The organism is Bacillus cereus group sp. N11 (genome assembly GCF_016483605.1).
GTDB lineage: Bacteria > Bacillota > Bacilli > Bacillales > Bacillaceae_G > Bacillus_A > Bacillus_A toyonensis.
This window is the reverse complement of record NZ_JAEHBN010000002.1, coordinates 192417-208239: the sequence shown is the minus strand read 5'-3', so window position 1 is coordinate 208239 and position 15823 is coordinate 192417. Positions and strand designations below refer to the sequence as shown.

Below are 15823 nucleotides of genomic sequence, written 5' to 3'. Positions count from 1 at the left end.
TTGCTCAAGGGGATTTTCTTCATTATATTGCTTCTTTCTTTCCTGCCATATGTAACGGAACAGGATGTTTCATACGATTCATCATAAATACGATAATTGCTGTCAATACTTCCGCAACCGGCATAACGAGCCAAATTCCGTTTATTCCAAATAACTTTGGCATAATCCATAACAACGGAATAATAAATAGTAACCCTCGGCTCATTATAATAAGTACTGATTTCTTCGTTTGTCGCACTGATTGGAAGTACTCTCCATACACAATGTTGTAGCCTAAAAATACGTATTGGATAAAGAACAAGCTAATACCTGTTAACGTTAACTCCAATAGTTCTGGCGATTGGACATCAAATAGACCAATGATATATTTCCCGAAGAATAATCCGACAATTATCGCAATGCCTCCGAGTACAACCGCAATCTTCACAGCAAACTGTAATCCTTCACGCAATCTTTCTGATAAATTTGCACCGTAATGGAAACTTGCGATTGGTTGTAATGCTGCTCCAACACCAAAGAATAATAGTAATGCCATCGCATGAATACTATTCACCATTGCATAGGAAGCGACTCCTACTTCTCCTGCATATTGAACGAATGCGATGTTAAAACCAATCGTTACGATTGCTACTGTACTTTCTGCTGTAAAACTTGGGAAACCAATCACCATTATTTGTTTAACCGTATCCCATTCAAAATGGAATTTCGTCCACTTTAAAATACTACTCTTTCTAAAGAAGTGAGTTAATAATACAAGGAAACCAATTGCTGCCGAAAGAATAGTCGCTGAAGCAGCACCTGTTACACCCCATCCAAAGATGAAAATAAAGATATAGTCAAACACTATGTTTAATACAGCCGTTACAACAAGACCTGCCATTGCTAAATTAGGATTTCCATCATTTCGTATAAATGTACTTAAAATATTTTCTAACACGTATATCATTCCAAATGTTAATAACACGTGTAAATAGTCTAACGCATACGGTAAAATCACTTCATTTGCACCGAATAAGTATGCTAAATCTTCTATTCTCCATACGCAAATAGCCGCTAAAACGCCTACGATAATAACTGCTACAGTCATAGATTGCGTAAAAATAGACCTTGCTCTTTCAAGTTTATTTTCGCCTAGTGCAATCGAATATAATGTTGCTCCACCCATTCCAATCCATAATGAAATGGAGAAGAAAATCGAAAATGCTGGAATAGCGACGTTTACTCCCGCTAAACCGTTCGCTCCAACTCCCCTACTAATCATGACCGCGTCAATCACAATATTAACTGACATTAATACCATTCCGAGAACTGCTGGTATTAAATATGAAATAAATAAACTTTTTATCGGTTTTTCTCTTAATTTTTCTGTTGCTTCCATACTAATATGCTCCTTTTTTCAACACTCTGTTCACAGTTTAAACCTTCAAGTAACTTGAAGGTCAAGAGAGAATTTAAAAATAGGTAACTTAATTATCGTCATTGATGCCGATTTGTAATTAGTACGAGTCTTACACCTTATTTCATTGTTTTTTCATTATAGGGATTTGAATTTCCGTTACTTGCTCCTCTGGATTTTCTGTTACAGACCAATCAATTAATGCAATCTCAATCGAATCTCCGCTCACTTCATATCCCTCTTGAGAGATGTATTTCATTAACTCCTTGTATGTTTCATCTGTTTCTTCATATGGTCCATGATGATAAGCACACGCAAATATACCTGCTTTAATTTCATCTGAACTATGTACTTGAAAAGGCATATAATCCAAAAGAATAAAAACACTATTGTATGATTGAAATTCATTTTGAATTAATGCTTTTTTGGCAACCGTTACACCGATATCTCCAGAGAATAAGCTATTATCTATTTGTTTCATATTTTTCTGCAACGAATGGATATAATACTCAAACATATCATCTGTTGTATTTGGTGCAACCGCAATCGCTGTAATCTTTCGCTGCGGGATTTCTTTAACTATGATTTTTTCAGCTTTTACTTTCGTCGCTTCCTTAATTACATAAATTCTATGTTCCATTTTTGCTAAAGCATACTCAATTTCTCTTTGCTTCTTTAACATCATTTCTTGTTGCTTTTCAAGTAAATTAAGCGCATAAGATGGATTCCGCTCATCAATATATTTCTTAATTTCCTTTAACGGAATATTTAACTGTCGTAAAAATTTAATCGTATCTAACAGTGAAAACTGATCAATTGTGTAATAACGATAATTCGTTTGCGGATCGACAATAGACGGGTGAAAAATTCCTTTTTCATCATAATACCTTAATGTAGATTCTGCGATATTATGCATTTTTGCCATTTCTCCAATTGTAAAGCGTTTGTTTATTAACATATTCCATTCTCCAATTCATTAAAAATGTTTCCTTATTTCTTCTTATTATATATTGATTCCCTCCATACCTAAATCGAATCTCATCATGAAAATCTGCTATTTTTTCATTGATTTTTTATAAATTTTATTATATATTGATTACAGGTTCAAATTACAAGTTCAAAAGAACTTGTAATCAGACCTTTTGTTTAATGGGTTTTACATATTTTCATTAGGCAAATTCCGAGAAATCGTTTAATAAAAATACAAAGTGATAAGGAGAGGATCAAATGGAATTCGAATTTTTCTTTCAAATTGCACTTATTTTATTAAGTACAAAGCTTGCTGGTGACCTTAGTGTTAGATTAGGTCAACCTTCTGTACTCGGTAAATTAATTGTCGGTATCGTTATCGGTCCAGCTGTATTAGGTTGGATTGAAAACTCAGAACTTCTAACACAATTAAGTAATGTTGGTGTTATTCTTTTAATGTTTATGGCTGGACTTGAAACAGACTTAGAAGAATTAAATGCAAATCGTAACTCTTCTTTAGCAGTTGCACTCGGAGGTATCATTCTTCCATTCGTAGGTGGTTATGTTTCCGGTCTTGTTATGGGAATGGAACAAGGGAACGCTGTATTTTTAGGATTACTTCTATGTGCGACAAGTGTTAGTATTTCCGTTCAAACACTTCGCGATTTAGGTAAGATGAAAACACGTGAAAGTACAACGATGCTTGGAGCAGCTGTATTTGATGACATTCTTGTTGTTATTTTATTAGCATTCGCAATGAGCTTCTTAGGCACAGACGATGTTAACTTAACAATGGTTATCTTGAAGAAGGTCGTATTCTTCGCTTCTATTATTTTAATCGGATGGAAAGGTGTTCCAGCGATTATGCGTTGGTTATCACCATTACGCGTATCTGAGTCTATCGTGAGCGCGGCTCTTATTATCTGTTTCTCATTCGCATATTTCGGCGAATTATTAGGAATTGCTGGTATTATCGGTGCTTTCGCAGCTGGTATCGCAATTTCTCAAACGAACTACAAACATGAAGTAGAAAAGAAAGTAGAACCGATTGCTTACGCAATGTTCGTTCCAGTATTCTTCGTTAGTATCGGTATGAATATTACATTTGATGGTATTGGTAATCAAATTTGGTTCATCTTAGCATTAACAGTTATCGCTGTCTTCACAAAACTAATCGGTTGTGGATTTGGTGCACGCATGACTGGATTTGATGCAAAGTCTTCTGCAATTATCGGTGCTGGAATGGTTTCACGTGGTGAAGTTGCACTTATCATCGCAGGAACAGGTCTTTCTTCTGGACTATTAGCACAAGATTACTTTACAGCTATCGTTATTGTCGTTATTTTAACTACAATGATTACACCACCAATGTTAAAATACACTTTTGGTGCCAAAGATAAAGCAATGAAAGCAAGTAAATAAGTTTACTATAATAAAAGGAGATTACTATTTTATAAAATAGTAATCTCCTTTTTCATTTTCCCTTTAAACAATCTCATTCGTCTTTAACCATTTTTCAAAAATAGTCCTTGCTTCTTCATCATCAATATTATCACGAAATGAATATACTTTAATGCCATAGTCATCGATATATTCACCTAGCTTCATTTCCTCCACTTTCTTATAAAAATCGTCTACCTCATAGTGCGGAATATAAGCATCCCAAACTGGTTCCTTTATTCTTTTGTACGCTGTCACTTCTAAATCATATCCATCTTCATAATATCCGATGTGATAATGTTGACTAGGGTCATATTTCTCCATTCATATCCCCTCCCTTTAAAAAACTACCATATTTCAAGTAATAAACAAAAGCGAGCCTTATATTACAGCTCACTTTTGTTCTTTTATTTGATTAAATACGCTCCATCGCTGTCTTCAACGTACCAACAACGAAAGCAATTTCTTCATTTGAAATAACAAGAGGCGGCGCTAATGTTAAAACATTATTATACCCTGCTGTTGTCATACCGTTTCGTCCTATAATTAAACCTTTTTCTTTACAAGCATTTACAACAGTCGCGATTTTGTCGTTATCAATCGGTTCTTTCGTCTCTTTATCATTTACAAGTTCAATTCCTACTAATAGACCTTTCCCTCTAATATTTCCAACTAGCGGATGTTCCCCGATTTCTTCTTTTAATTGCTCTAATAAAAGTGAGCCCATTTGTGCAGAGCGTCCAATTAAATCTTCATTTTCCATAATCTCTAAGTTTTTAAGTGCTAATGCACAAGCCGCCGGGTTTCCACCAAATGTATTAATATGGCGGAAAAATTCATATTCCCCAGTTCCTTTAAATGCTTCATAAATTTCTTTTTTCACAGCTGTTGCTGATAATGGTAAGTATGCACTCGTAATACCTTTCGCCATCGTAATGATATCAGGCTTAACATCATAGTTCATAAATCCAAATGCTTTTCCTGTACGCCCGAAACCACAAATCACTTCATCACTAATGAGTAGCGCACCGTGTTTTTGACATGTTTCATGAACAGCTTTCATATAGTCTTGTGGTGGCATTAAAATACCTCCGCCTGTAATGATCGGCTCCATAATAAATGCGGCTATCGTTTCACTTAATTCCCATGTCATAACACGATCTACTTCTTTCACACACTCTACATCATAAATATTTTGTGATTCCATTTCTGGCATACGATAACAATCTGGCGGTGTTACGTGTAAAAATCCTGAGGCAAAAGGCTCATATTGATATCTACGCTGCGCTTGTCCCGTCGCTGCCATTGTCGCCATTGTATTTCCATGATATCCTCGGTAACGTGACATAAATTTATAACGATGTGGTTCACCTTTATGTGCATAGTATTGCCTTGCTATTTTAAAAGCTGTTTCATTCGCTTCTGACCCACTATTTGAGAAGAAAATAACATATTCTCCTCCAAGCCACTCATTTAACTTTTCAGCAAGCTTTATTGCTGGCTCATGTGATTGCGACATCGGAAAGTACGATAATGTTTGTAATTGTTCATAAGCCGCTTCTGCGAGTTCTTTTCTTCCGTACCCACTATTCACACACCAAAGACCACTCATACCATCTAAATATCTTTTTCCATGTATATCTTCAACCCAGCACCCTTCTGCTTTTGCCCCTACCATTGTACTACTTGGACTAAATGGACGCATGCCGTGCCAAACATATTGCTCATCTTTTGCTAATAATTCGTCAGTTTGTTTCGTTTTCATCATTTCTTCCACCTTCCATAACAACTTATTTTTCACAAAAGCTGCGCTGGTGCCATGATGATTTAAATTTCTTCTTGCTTATTTTCATTCCACAAAATTATGACAAATCCTACTTACAACACAGTAATATTTATCCCGCATTAACGGGTAGTAAAACTCCCACCCCAAAATTCAGCTGGAGCAAAGAAGTTAGGTGGGAGATTAACTGCCCGTAAAAGCCCGATTGGTGCGGGCTAATAATCAGTGAGTATGCCCCCCTACTGATTAAAGTTTCACTTTATAAGAAAATGACAAAAGAAAAAGAGCTTTTCTTTTAATACGAAAAGCTCCTCTTTTTTAATGTGAAGATGCGTCGCTAATACCATGACCAGTATTCGATTTCACAAGAATTTCATCAAACTTCGCTACATCTTCTTTCTTACTAGAGAAAATAGTTCCTAAATATGCTGCTAGGAAACCAAGCGGAATCGAAATAATGCCAGGTGTCGTATATGGGAATAAGGCTTCTCCAACAAAAATAGCTTTTCCAGCTACAGGGTTCCAGACGTTTGGACTTAACGCTACAAGAACAATTGCTGATACGAGTCCAACGACCATACCAGAAATGGCACCCGTTGTATTAAAACGCTTCCAATAGATTGTAAATAATATAACTGGTAAGTTTGCACTAGCCGCGACTGCAAATGCTAATGAAACTAAAAATGCTACGTTTAAGGTTTGCGCAAATAACGCAAGTATAATAGATACTACAGCTACTCCAATCGAAGCATAACGAGCCATTGACACTTGCTCTTTTTCCGTAGACTTTCCTTTACGGATAATCTCGTTATAAAAATCATGCGCAAATGCTGATGCTGCTGTTAATACAAGTCCTGCTACTACAGCTAAAATGGTTGCAAAGGCAATGGCTGATACGAAAGCAAATAAGAAGTCCCCACCTAATGCTTTAGCTAATAAAGGTGCTGCCATATTACCAGCAGGATTTGCTTTAATAATCGCCTCATTTCCTACAAACGCTGCTGCTCCAAACCCTAAGAAAATTGTCATAATATAAAATGCGCCAATTAGCCATGTCGCATACACAACAGATTGACGTGCCGTTTTTGCATCTCGCACTGTAAAAAAGCGCACAAGAATATGTGGTAATCCAGCTGTACCAAGTACTAGTCCTAAATTTAAAGAAAGTGTATCAAGACCATCTTTATACTTTACTCCTGGATTCAAAAACGAATCTTTTAATGGCGTAGCTGTTTTCATTTGAGCAAACATTTCAGTCACACTAAAATTAAATTTTGCAAAAACGATAACAGAAATAATAAATGTACCAGCCATTAGTAATACAGCTTTAACAATCTGTACCCAACTCGTAGCAGTCATACCACCAAAAATAACGTACACTGTCATTAATGTGCCAACGATTAAAACTGCTGTCGTATATTCTATTCCTAATAATAATTTAATAAGTGCACCCGCACCGACTAATTGGGCAATCATATAAAAAATTGAAATTGTCATCGTATTCAGGGCAGCAATACCGCGAACTTTTTTCGCATCAAAACGCGCTGCAATCATATCCGCCAATGTGTACTTCCCTAAATTTCTAAGCGGTTCTGCAACTAGGTATAATACGACTAAATACGCAACTAAAAATCCAATACTATAAAAAAATCCATCAAATCCAGTTAACGCTATCGCTCCAGCAATACCGAGGAATGACGCAGCAGACATATAATCCCCAGCGATGGCCAGACCATTTTGCCAACCCGTTAATCCCCCTCCAGCCGTATAAAACTCACTCGCATTTTTCGTTTTTTTCGATGCAAAATAGGTTATGACGAGCGTACCAAGAACAATAATTAAAAATAGTGCAAACGCAGTAGTATTCAAATTCAACTCCTCCCTTTTTGCATATCTTGTAGAATTTTCCGCGAAATTTCATCAAAGGATTGAGCTTTCTTACTATAAATCATACATAATGACCATGTCATAATAAATTGCGCAAAAGCAAATACCCATGCCCATGTCACATCACCGAATGCTGGTGTATTAAGCACTTTCGAATACGATGTTAAAATAGGTAGCGCAATAAAAAAACTGAAAAAGAAAATACTCATTGGAACGATAAACTTCTTCTTCGTATTTAATAACAATTGAAATTCTTCTGACTGAACAACCTCTGTATAATTCACTTCATTTTGCAACTTACGTGCTGACGTATCATCTCGTTTCATCCCCTACTCCCCTCTCCAACTCGAAATACACTTCCCCTTCGTATACACAAAGGCTAAATTTTATAAATATTCAGAAACTTATTTTCATTTTAGACAATCCATACATTCCTGCAAAGATTTTTCGGTAGACATTTTTCGTCAATTTTCTCTAAATTTTTAATATACTTTTTCACAATAAAGTGCAACTTAAATCCGTATGGGTTTCGTACACCCCACACCGATTATTAGCCCGATTCTAACAAATACCCGTACACATTTTTTCCTCGTTAAGAAAGAAGTGGTGCTTATCGCACCACTTCTTTCCTTTTCTAAATTACGAGCTGTTTCGCTTAATTCAACGTCTTTTCCATCTTTAAGCGTTCCAAATATAAAATCGAATACTGGATTTGAAACACCAAACCAAAACTTTTCGTTTTTATAATGGTGTAATATATGCTGTTTTTTTAGCCACCTTCCAAACTTAGTGACGGGACGAATCGGCTTATGTGCAATATAATGTTTCCATTCATAAACAAGGAGCATGATAATCATTCCGATTCCAAATGAAAGTGTAACAGTAACACTTTTTGTAATACCATATGATATAAGTAAATATATAGTAAAGCTAGGTACACTAAACCATACAGGCAAAAATAAAAGTTTCAAATCATCTGGGTATACGTGATGATCATAATGTAATCTTCTTAACATTTTTAATAAAAATACGTTTTTAGGCGGCTTTAAATGGAATAAAAAACGATGGGTCATATATTCGTTAAGCGTATAAAAAACAATACCAAACAGACACGCTAACATACCGATCCATGTGAAAAATTGCATTTTTAAAATAATGATGAAAATAAATAAAATACTATACATAATAACAATATCATGCTGTAAAAAGAACTCTTTCCCTACTCTCTTCATCTTACTTCCCCTTTTTCCAAAAAAACAGCCGCAACGTATCGTTACGACTATTTCTTTTCTATTCACTTTACAAATTTGCCCGCTGTTCTATTGTCGAGAAAAAATTGTTTGTTCCAAATATATTTTGCTTCGGAATAATGTGTTCTACTGCAAACACTGTTACTTCTCCCCTTTGTACCTCTCCAATAATGAGTCCAAATACTTCATGATTTACTGCAAACGTTGGTTGTTTCGTTTGTAGCAATCTGGCTGCAGTATTAAATACCGCTTCATATAATGGATCCCTATCAGTAACTTCTTTTCGGATTTTTGGTGCTAACGTAATAATAATTTCTTTTCCGTCAATAGTGGTTCGATACATAAAAATCTCCCCTTCAATCTTATGTGAACAACTGTAAAGCTTTGTATGCAAAATGGATAGAATATCCTACTAAAATAATACCTGCTCCGGCTGTTATGTAGCCAAGTGCTTTCTGTTTTAATAAAGTCCTTCCAAAATGTACAGAAAAAGCAATATTTAAATTCCATAAAATAATCCCAACAATAATGCATAGACTGTACAAGAAAGCTTCTTGTTTCGTTACCTTCGTAAGCAATGAGCTAAGTGTGCTTCCATATATACCAAACCAAAAAACAAGATTTAATGGATTGGATATAGCAATTAAAAATCCTGCCATAAACGATTGTTTAAGGCCACCTACCTCTTCTTTTTTATATTCCATATTCGAGTGGGAAATTCCTTGTTTTACACTTTGAAATCCTAAATAAAATAATAAGAAAAACCCCGTGCAATACATAAGAGCTTGTACGTATGTATACATAAACACAGAAGATAAACCGAAATAAATGAGAAGCATAAACAAAACATCTGCAGTCATTCCACCAATTCCAACAACCCACGCATGCCAAAACCCGCGTTCAATTCCTCGTTTTAACATTTCAATATTAATTGGACCTACTGGTGCCGCTAATGAAATACCTAATACAATTTGCTGTATAATTGCTCCAAACATCGCTCTATCCTTTCTACTTCCTTTACTATTAAGTAATGATGTAACCTTTAAAAATAGACTAGCTTTCATAATAAAATACCCTTTTTTATCCAAAATATACAAAAGAGCCATCTAGATGATGGCTCTTATTTCTCTACCTTATGATGAAAAGGACATTTCCCTTTTATTGGCTCAATATCGTCTCCAATAAAATATTGTTTCCATTCTCGATGGTCAAGATCACCGTAATGACTAATGTTAGGATGTTTCGGCAGCTGATCCCACTTTTCAACTCGTTCACGAACCATTTGCCTTGAATAGGCCCCTTTAGGACGATCACCTTCTAATCCATCGAAAATGGTACGTGGCTGAAACCCAATAACGAGTGAATTCCCTAAATGCCTAGTCTTTCTCTGTTTATAAGCGGGTGCATTCCCAAATGCAAATATCGGTTCACCACCGAATGAAAATTCCCATAAATAATGATCTGGATCTTCAGGAATTTGCTGCGGCCATGTTTGATTATCATGTTCATGTAAATACTGTAGTACTTTCCAAAAGTAATCACGATAATATTCAAGTGATTGTTCTTCCCATTCTGGTTCCACAAAAAGAAAAAATCCTCTTCTTACAATTGGCCGCTCTTTCATTAATTCTAAAAAAGATAACATTGTATGTGGCAAATGACTCCAATCATTATGAGAAAGAAATGAATAACGAAGTTCATTCTTTTTCAATGCTGTTAAACCGAAATAACATGGGAAAGTTGCTTCTAACACGATGCTTGAAAAATTTTGAAATTCTTTCGCAACCCAATTCGGTATATCCGTTCTCGTTCTCATTCCTTCATTATCTAATAAGTAAGACTTATTCATTCTTTCACCTCATTATGTATAGCATTCAATAGAGAATATTACATAACCGGCCTGTCCTATACCTTTTTAAACATTTGACCAGAAAATTATTTAAAAATACAAAAAAATAAAATCGCTTACTTGACTAATTTCTACCAATTCGTGTATATTTAAATTAATCATTTAGCAGAATATTCAAGATTATAGCATTTTTAGTTTATATTATCTTTTCAAATGAATTTCACTAAATGAAAAAAGCAAATGTTTTTAGGAGGAATTGTAACATGCAAGGAAAAGTAAAATGGTTTAACAACGAAAAAGGTTTTGGATTTATCGAAATGGACGGCGCTGACGATGTATTCGTACATTTCTCTGCTATTCAAGGTGACGGCTACAAAGCTTTAGAAGAAGGTCAAGAAGTATCTTTCGATATCACTGAAGGAAACCGTGGACCTCAAGCTGCTAACGTAGTAAAACTTTAATCCAACATATGACAGGAGGTTACCTTACTTGGTAACCTCCTTTGTTATTCCTTTGTATATTTCCGTTTTACAGAGCGAAAACTATGTGAAATGCGCAATTCACAAAGGAGGCAATTACAATGGGTTCAGAAGTAAATGATTTTGAAGAAGTGAAATTTCGTGTAGAAACAGCACAAAAAATGGTAGGTTCTGCAACAATTTCAATGGATCCAGACACACTGGAGCATGCCACTACTGCAGTAGAAGCAGCTCGCTCTCAACTTGAGATTATGAAATCTGTTGCAACAGATTTAGATGAGCCATTTTTAATGAATGAGGAAAAGAAATTAAGTAAGTGCGAGCATCAATTACATGAAGCGAAGCACTAAAAAAACATCCAGAGAGTTTTCTCTGGATGTTTTTTATGACAACTGTTCTCCATATTTTTTCAACGTTTCTCCAACTGTACATTGCCTAATACAAAATGAATGGGCATAATATTTACTATTCGTTTTCCGATTATGTTCTCGCAAAAAACATCCTTCACAATACGTTTCTAATAAGTCATTTACCTCTGTAATGAGTTGCTTTTTATCCACCTTTGCACCTCTCTATTCGGTTATTTCTTTATGACTATCAATGACTGTCCCTTCTAATGCTTGCGTTGCTAATTGATGTGCTTCTTTATTTTGTTTTCTAGATATTGGCTCACATACAAGCTTTAATTTCATTTGCTTCGCCTTTCGTTCAATTTGATCTAAGTAATGATTTAAATGCTCATCATAGCAAGGCCATTCTCCAGCCAATTGCTGCAGTACAACTTGAGAGTCTCCACGAAGCGTAACTGCTTCATACTTAATCCCTAATTCTTCGAGTATATTTATACCGTATAATAATGATGCATATTCGGCTTCATTATTATCATATATACCTTCTATATATGCGTTGCGGCGAATTCGGTAGTTTGTATTTCCTTTTTTATAATACACACATATACCTACTCCAGCTTCTTTCGTCTGAAGATCATACCCACCATCAAAATAAACATATATTTCTTGAATCTCTTCCTCCACTTGTTTACTCAGCTTCTTCATTTCTTTTAATGACCATTCTGCATCCATTTCATCGTAAAATAAAAGTTCTTTCGCTCTTCCTGTTTTCTCAAAATCCTCCGCAAATTGAAGTACTTCTTCTATGTTCATATAATCTGTCGTTAATTCCGTCTGCAATCCGCGTTTTGTTTTATATAACCAATGAATTTTATATTTCATGCTAAATTCCCCTTATATAAGAATTCTTATTTATATTTTATTATATTTTATCAAGAGTCACAGTATTATATTCAATATAATCACATACAAAAAGAGCTATCCCTATAGGAATAGCTTTTTCATCTATTACATAAATCTTTCAAATTGTACTCGCTTATTAATCCAGTACATTACAGGCATCCCAATCGCCATTACTACGAATTCACCTGCTGCACATGTTAACCAAGTCCACATAAATGGTAAATCAAATGCAAGATGAAGTTCAATTGCAATCATAAACATTGTAATCGTAAAGATAACTGTATTAAAAATCATACGAGCCCAAACACCTTTAATGAATCGCATAGAAATAATCGTTGCAACTAATGCAAGAATAGATTGCCCTACTCCAAATACTAAATCATAAGCGACCATAGGTGAGAAAAAGAGATTCGTTAAAAATACACCTAATACAATTCCGTAACTTGCTTTCTTATTAAATACAACGAGATGATTAAACATCTCTGAAATACGAAACTGTACACCTGTAAAGCCAAATGGCTGAATAAGCATAGAAACAGCAATATATAATGCCGCTATAATACCATTACCGACTATTGTTCTTATATTCATGACAAAATCTCCTTAGTTTTTTTACGTGGGATGGTTTCGAACCACGTTATTCGTTTTTTAAGCAACAAGATTATATTTTACGCATTAGACACTCTTTCGTCAATAGATTCCTATCATCAACTACCTTTTTTCTTTTAGACAACGTATAATGGAACATATGAAAGATTTAGGAGGTTTCACTTCATGACAGCAACAATACAAAATGAAAAAGTAATCGTTTCCATTTCTGACAAAGGTGCAGAATTGCAAAGCGTTCGCTTAAAAGAAGATAACACAGAATATTTATGGCAAGGTGATTCTACTTATTGGGGACGTCGCGCACCAATTTTATTCCCAATTGTCGGCCGATTAGTAGATAATACATACTACGTAGATGGTAAACCATATTCTTTAACTCAACACGGTTTCGCTCGTGATCTTACGTTCTCTGTAAAAGAACAAAGTGAAACAAAAATCACTTATATCGTTACTAGTAATGAAGAAACATTAAAAAAATATCCTTACGAATTTGAACTACTCATTTCTTATGAGGTAGAAGAACAAAATATACATGTTACATATGAAGTAAACAATCCTGCTTCAAAAGAGATGTTCTTCTCAATCGGAGCGCACCCTGGATTCAACTTCCCTCTATTAGACGGCGAATCATTTACAGATTATCATCTATCATTTAACGGTTCTGAACGCTTAGAAACAAGTGTATTAGAAGGACCTTATCTTTCAAGTAAAAAACAATTAATCGCTGAAAATACGAATGAATTGCCACTTACATACGATTTATTCAAAAATGATGCACTTATTTTTGAAAATATGAATACGAATGAAATTTCTATTCGTTCTCATAAACATAATAAATTTGTAAAAGTAGAATTTGCAGGATTTCCATTTGTCGGCGTATGGACACCAGGGGATAACGCATCTTTCTTATGTATTGAACCTTGGTATGGAATCGCTGATGAAATAAATCCAGCAAAAGATTTCAAGGAAAAAAAAGGAATTCAATCTTTACAAGCGAATGAAACATTTACATGTCGTTATAGCATCACAATCGGATAAAGTGAAACTTTAATCAGTGGGGGATATTCATCCCCACTGATTATTAGCCTTCACCAATCGGGCATTTACGGGCAGTTGATCACCCACCTAACTTCATTGTTTCAGCCGAGTTTTGAGGTGGGTGTCTTACTGCCCGTTAACGCGGGATAATCTTATAATTTGGAGGTTTCTCATTTTGATTGAAGTGTATATTGATGGTGCATCAAAAGGAAATCCTGGTCCTTCTGGTGCGGGAGTATTTATTAAAGGCATACAGCCACCTGTACAATTATCATTACCACTTGGAACAATGTCCAATCATGAAGCGGAATATCATGCTTTACTTACAGCATTAAAGTATTGCACGGAGCATAATTATAACATTGTCTCTTTTCGTACAGATTCGCAACTTGTCGAGCGAGCTGTTGAAAAAGAATACGCAAAAAATAAAATGTTTGCACCACTATTAGAGGAAGCACTACAGTACATAAAAAGTTTCGATCTCTTTTTTATTAAGTGGATTCCAAGTAGTCAAAATAAAGTCGCTGATGAATTAGCTAGAAAAGCTATCTTACAAAATTAACGGGGGTATGAGTGTGAAAAAAGAGTGGCTTGCTCCTCTCGCTTTATTATTTGTCTCTTTTATTTGGGGAGCTACGTTTGTTGTCGTTCAAAATGCTATGTCTTTCGTTGGTCCATTTACTTTTAATGGCCTTCGCTTTTTATTCGCCGGAATTATTTTATTATTTGTTCAAATGATTTTCTCACAAAAAACTTCGAAACAAGATATAAAGCAGAGTAGTTTTGCCGGATTAATTGTTGGATTCTTTTTATGCGTTGGCTATTTATTACAAACATTCGGCTTACTCTATACAACTTCTTCAAAAGCAGGTTTCTTAACAGGACTAAGCATTGTTATGGTTCCAATCTTATCTTTTATCTTTTTAAAACAAAAGGCTACCATTTTCGTCGTACTCGGTATCACTGTGGCAACAGCCGGTTTATATTTATTAACAGCTGCTGATTCTTTTCAATTAAATATAGGAGATATACTTGTTCTCGGTTGCGCAATCGCATTCGCTGCCCATATTCTCATTAACGGTTTCTTTTCTAAGAAAATATCACCTTTATTACTAAGCACATCTCAAGTATTAGCTGTAGGTATATTTTCTTCTATTTGCGCTTTTTTGTTTGAAGATTGGGAAAAATTATTTTCAGTATCGCTATGGACGAATCATTCCTTTTTATTCGCCCTATTTCTAACTTCCTTATTTGCGACATCCATTGCTTTTTTCATTCAAACATCAGCTCAGAAACATACTTCCCCAACGAGAGTAGCAATTATTTTCGCAATGGAGCCCGTTTTTGCTGCATTAACAGGTGTTCTCGTTGCTAACGAACAACTCTCTATGTCTGCTATTTTCGGATGTCTATGTATTTTTCTAGGCATGATTTTTGTTGAACTACCTTCCAAAACAAAAAAAGAAGCGCAGGCCGCGTGAAGTTACGCTTGTAACTTCCGCATAAAAGCCTTAGCGCTTTTTTTATCTGTAATTTCTTCTTCTTTCAATCGTTCTAATAACGCAACAAAATAACTGCCATCAAACTGTAATTGATGTTTAATTGTCGCTTCTATTGCTGCGTTCACAATTCCATCAGATGCACCAGTATATCCTTGCCCGAACATAATAAACCCTTGTGCTTCCTCTGATAATTTAAATCCTTTCGTATGTAAGAATGAAAGATAATCTTCTACTGTTTGCATGATATTCCCACCTACTCAAAAATTCTCCACTTCCTATCATACATGTTTTTACACACTATGAGAATGAAATTTCTTTGACAACTTTGTAAATCAATCGTTTACTTCGCTTGCAATGGAGGATTTCCT

General features: G+C 35.1%; 20 protein-coding genes and 1 riboswitch. Of the genes, 6 read left to right on the top strand and 14 right to left on the bottom strand.

The features are described from left to right. Window positions 1-22: 22 nt before the first annotated feature. Together JDS98_RS04855 and JDS98_RS04850 are read right to left on the bottom strand one after the other, a co-directional pair. The gene (locus JDS98_RS04855; RefSeq protein WP_199633606.1) at window positions 23-1378 is read right to left on the bottom strand and encodes an MATE family efflux transporter; all 1356 of its coding nucleotides are present in this window, start codon (window positions 1376-1378) and stop codon (window positions 23-25) included. Between the two features lie 142 nt (window positions 1379-1520). Beyond that, window positions 1521-2354 carry a MerR family transcriptional regulator gene (locus JDS98_RS04850; protein ID WP_000906738.1) on the bottom strand — a complete coding sequence of 278 codons (834 nt, stop codon included), beginning with the start codon at window positions 2352-2354 and terminating at the stop codon, window positions 1521-1523. A gap of 269 nt (window positions 2355-2623) precedes the next feature. Between JDS98_RS04850 and JDS98_RS04845 the strand changes: the two genes are divergently transcribed. Further along, window positions 2624-3787 (top strand): cation:proton antiporter, encoded by a 1164-nt coding sequence (locus JDS98_RS04845; protein WP_000393900.1) that lies wholly within the window; start codon window positions 2624-2626, stop codon window positions 3785-3787. Between the two features lie 63 nt (window positions 3788-3850). On the opposite strand, the gene JDS98_RS04840 is transcribed toward JDS98_RS04845, so the two are convergent. From JDS98_RS04840 to JDS98_RS04805, 8 genes are all read right to left on the bottom strand, one after another. Then, window positions 3851-4129: a DUF3986 family protein gene (locus JDS98_RS04840; RefSeq protein ID WP_000417075.1), complete on the bottom strand. Its 279-nt coding sequence runs from the start codon at window positions 4127-4129 to the stop codon at window positions 3851-3853. Window positions 4130-4220: 91 nt separating this feature from the next. Then, window positions 4221-5570, bottom strand: coding sequence for an aspartate aminotransferase family protein (locus tag JDS98_RS04835; protein WP_199633605.1), 1350 nt, complete (start codon window positions 5568-5570; stop codon window positions 4221-4223). Between the two features lie 336 nt (window positions 5571-5906). Then, complete coding sequence (locus JDS98_RS04830; RefSeq protein WP_001098226.1) at window positions 5907-7457, bottom strand: solute symporter family protein; 1551 nt, start codon at window positions 7455-7457, stop codon at window positions 5907-5909. Between the two features lie 2 nt (window positions 7458-7459). Then, window positions 7460-7801: a DUF485 domain-containing protein gene (locus JDS98_RS04825; protein ID WP_000817371.1), complete on the bottom strand. Its 342-nt coding sequence runs from the start codon at window positions 7799-7801 to the stop codon at window positions 7460-7462. A gap of 186 nt (window positions 7802-7987) precedes the next feature. After that, entirely contained in the window at window positions 7988-8707 is a 720-nt protein-coding gene (locus tag JDS98_RS04820; protein ID WP_199633604.1) for a sterol desaturase family protein, read from the bottom strand. A 67-nt stretch (window positions 8708-8774) separates the two neighbouring features. Continuing rightward, window positions 8775-9068: a hypothetical protein gene (locus JDS98_RS04815; RefSeq protein ID WP_000286380.1), complete on the bottom strand. Its 294-nt coding sequence runs from the start codon at window positions 9066-9068 to the stop codon at window positions 8775-8777. A gap of 19 nt (window positions 9069-9087) precedes the next feature. Continuing rightward, the gene (locus tag JDS98_RS04810; RefSeq protein WP_001196845.1) at window positions 9088-9831 is read right to left on the bottom strand and encodes a LysE family transporter; all 744 of its coding nucleotides are present in this window, start codon (window positions 9829-9831) and stop codon (window positions 9088-9090) included. Window positions 9832-9845: 14 nt separating this feature from the next. Next, complete coding sequence (locus JDS98_RS04805) at window positions 9846-10574, bottom strand: YqcI/YcgG family protein (protein ID WP_001043781.1); 729 nt, start codon at window positions 10572-10574, stop codon at window positions 9846-9848. Between the two features lie 263 nt (window positions 10575-10837). Here JDS98_RS04805 and cspB point away from each other — a divergent pair, with 263 nt between their 5' ends. Both cspB and JDS98_RS04795 read left to right on the top strand, forming a co-directional pair. Beyond that, window positions 10838-11035, top strand: coding sequence for a cold shock-like protein CspB (cspB, locus tag JDS98_RS04800; RefSeq protein WP_001161728.1), 198 nt, complete (start codon window positions 10838-10840; stop codon window positions 11033-11035). A gap of 119 nt (window positions 11036-11154) precedes the next feature. Continuing rightward, entirely contained in the window at window positions 11155-11403 is a 249-nt protein-coding gene (locus JDS98_RS04795) for a DUF2564 family protein (protein WP_000534393.1), read from the top strand. 33 nt (window positions 11404-11436) lie between these two features. Here the strand turns inward: JDS98_RS04795 and JDS98_RS04790 are convergent, their stop codons facing one another. The 3 genes from JDS98_RS04790 to JDS98_RS04780 form a co-directional block, all read right to left on the bottom strand. Beyond that, window positions 11437-11613, bottom strand: coding sequence for a zinc-finger domain-containing protein (locus JDS98_RS04790; RefSeq protein ID WP_000358801.1), 177 nt, complete (start codon window positions 11611-11613; stop codon window positions 11437-11439). Window positions 11614-11625: 12 nt separating this feature from the next. After that, a complete protein-coding gene (locus JDS98_RS04785; protein WP_000875538.1) occupies window positions 11626-12285 on the bottom strand; it encodes a ribonuclease H family protein in 660 nt (219 codons plus the stop codon). Window positions 12286-12411: 126 nt separating this feature from the next. Beyond that, complete coding sequence (locus JDS98_RS04780; RefSeq protein ID WP_001026463.1) at window positions 12412-12897, bottom strand: QueT transporter family protein; 486 nt, start codon at window positions 12895-12897, stop codon at window positions 12412-12414. Window positions 12898-12903: 6 nt separating this feature from the next. Beyond that, a riboswitch (PreQ1 riboswitch) is annotated at window positions 12904-12948 on the bottom strand. Between the two features lie 132 nt (window positions 12949-13080). Here JDS98_RS04780 and JDS98_RS04775 point away from each other — a divergent pair. The 3 genes from JDS98_RS04775 (at window position 13081) to JDS98_RS04765 (ending at window position 15434) form a co-directional block, all read left to right on the top strand. Beyond that, on the top strand, window positions 13081-13953 hold the full coding sequence (locus JDS98_RS04775) for an aldose 1-epimerase family protein (protein ID WP_199633603.1): 873 nt from the start codon (window positions 13081-13083) through the stop codon (window positions 13951-13953). Between the two features lie 175 nt (window positions 13954-14128). Continuing rightward, the gene (locus JDS98_RS04770) at window positions 14129-14515 is read left to right on the top strand and encodes a reverse transcriptase-like protein (protein ID WP_199633602.1); all 387 of its coding nucleotides are present in this window, start codon (window positions 14129-14131) and stop codon (window positions 14513-14515) included. A 13-nt stretch (window positions 14516-14528) separates the two neighbouring features. Further along, entirely contained in the window at window positions 14529-15434 is a 906-nt protein-coding gene (locus JDS98_RS04765) for a DMT family transporter (RefSeq protein WP_199633601.1), read from the top strand. 2 nt (window positions 15435-15436) lie between these two features. On the opposite strand, the gene JDS98_RS04760 is transcribed toward JDS98_RS04765, so the two are convergent. Next, on the bottom strand, window positions 15437-15697 hold the full coding sequence (locus tag JDS98_RS04760; protein ID WP_001195212.1) for a DUF6123 family protein: 261 nt from the start codon (window positions 15695-15697) through the stop codon (window positions 15437-15439). Window positions 15698-15823 lie beyond the last annotated feature (126 nt).

What these genes read in the sequence shown, in the direction of transcription:
- JDS98_RS04855 (WP_199633606.1), bottom strand. Translation starts at nt 1,378, where the DNA reads ATGGAAGCAACAGAAAAATTAAGAGAAAAACCGATAAAAAGTTTATTT.
- JDS98_RS04850 (WP_000906738.1), bottom strand. Translation starts at nt 2,354, where the DNA reads ATGTTAATAAACAAACGCTTTACAATTGGAGAAATGGCAAAAATGCAT.
- JDS98_RS04845 (WP_000393900.1), top strand. Translation starts at nt 2,624, where the DNA reads ATGGAATTCGAATTTTTCTTTCAAATTGCACTTATTTTATTAAGTACA.
- JDS98_RS04840 (WP_000417075.1), bottom strand. Translation starts at nt 4,129, where the DNA reads ATGGAGAAATATGACCCTAGTCAACATTATCACATCGGATATTATGAA.
- JDS98_RS04835 (WP_199633605.1), bottom strand. Translation starts at nt 5,570, where the DNA reads ATGAAAACGAAACAAACTGACGAATTATTAGCAAAAGATGAGCAATAT.
- JDS98_RS04825 (WP_000817371.1), bottom strand. Translation starts at nt 7,801, where the DNA reads ATGAAACGAGATGATACGTCAGCACGTAAGTTGCAAAATGAAGTGAAT.
- JDS98_RS04820 (WP_199633604.1), bottom strand. Translation starts at nt 8,707, where the DNA reads ATGAAGAGAGTAGGGAAAGAGTTCTTTTTACAGCATGATATTGTTATT.
- JDS98_RS04815 (WP_000286380.1), bottom strand. Translation starts at nt 9,068, where the DNA reads ATGTATCGAACCACTATTGACGGAAAAGAAATTATTATTACGTTAGCA.
- JDS98_RS04810 (WP_001196845.1), bottom strand. Translation starts at nt 9,831, where the DNA reads ATGGCTCTTTTGTATATTTTGGATAAAAAAGGGTATTTTATTATGAAA.
- JDS98_RS04805 (WP_001043781.1), bottom strand. Translation starts at nt 10,574, where the DNA reads ATGAATAAGTCTTACTTATTAGATAATGAAGGAATGAGAACGAGAACG.
- cspB (WP_001161728.1), top strand. Translation starts at nt 10,838, where the DNA reads ATGCAAGGAAAAGTAAAATGGTTTAACAACGAAAAAGGTTTTGGATTT.
- JDS98_RS04795 (WP_000534393.1), top strand. Translation starts at nt 11,155, where the DNA reads ATGGGTTCAGAAGTAAATGATTTTGAAGAAGTGAAATTTCGTGTAGAA.
- JDS98_RS04785 (WP_000875538.1), bottom strand. Translation starts at nt 12,285, where the DNA reads ATGAAATATAAAATTCATTGGTTATATAAAACAAAACGCGGATTGCAG.
- JDS98_RS04780 (WP_001026463.1), bottom strand. Translation starts at nt 12,897, where the DNA reads ATGAATATAAGAACAATAGTCGGTAATGGTATTATAGCGGCATTATAT.
- JDS98_RS04775 (WP_199633603.1), top strand. Translation starts at nt 13,081, where the DNA reads ATGACAGCAACAATACAAAATGAAAAAGTAATCGTTTCCATTTCTGAC.
- JDS98_RS04760 (WP_001195212.1), bottom strand. Translation starts at nt 15,697, where the DNA reads ATGCAAACAGTAGAAGATTATCTTTCATTCTTACATACGAAAGGATTT.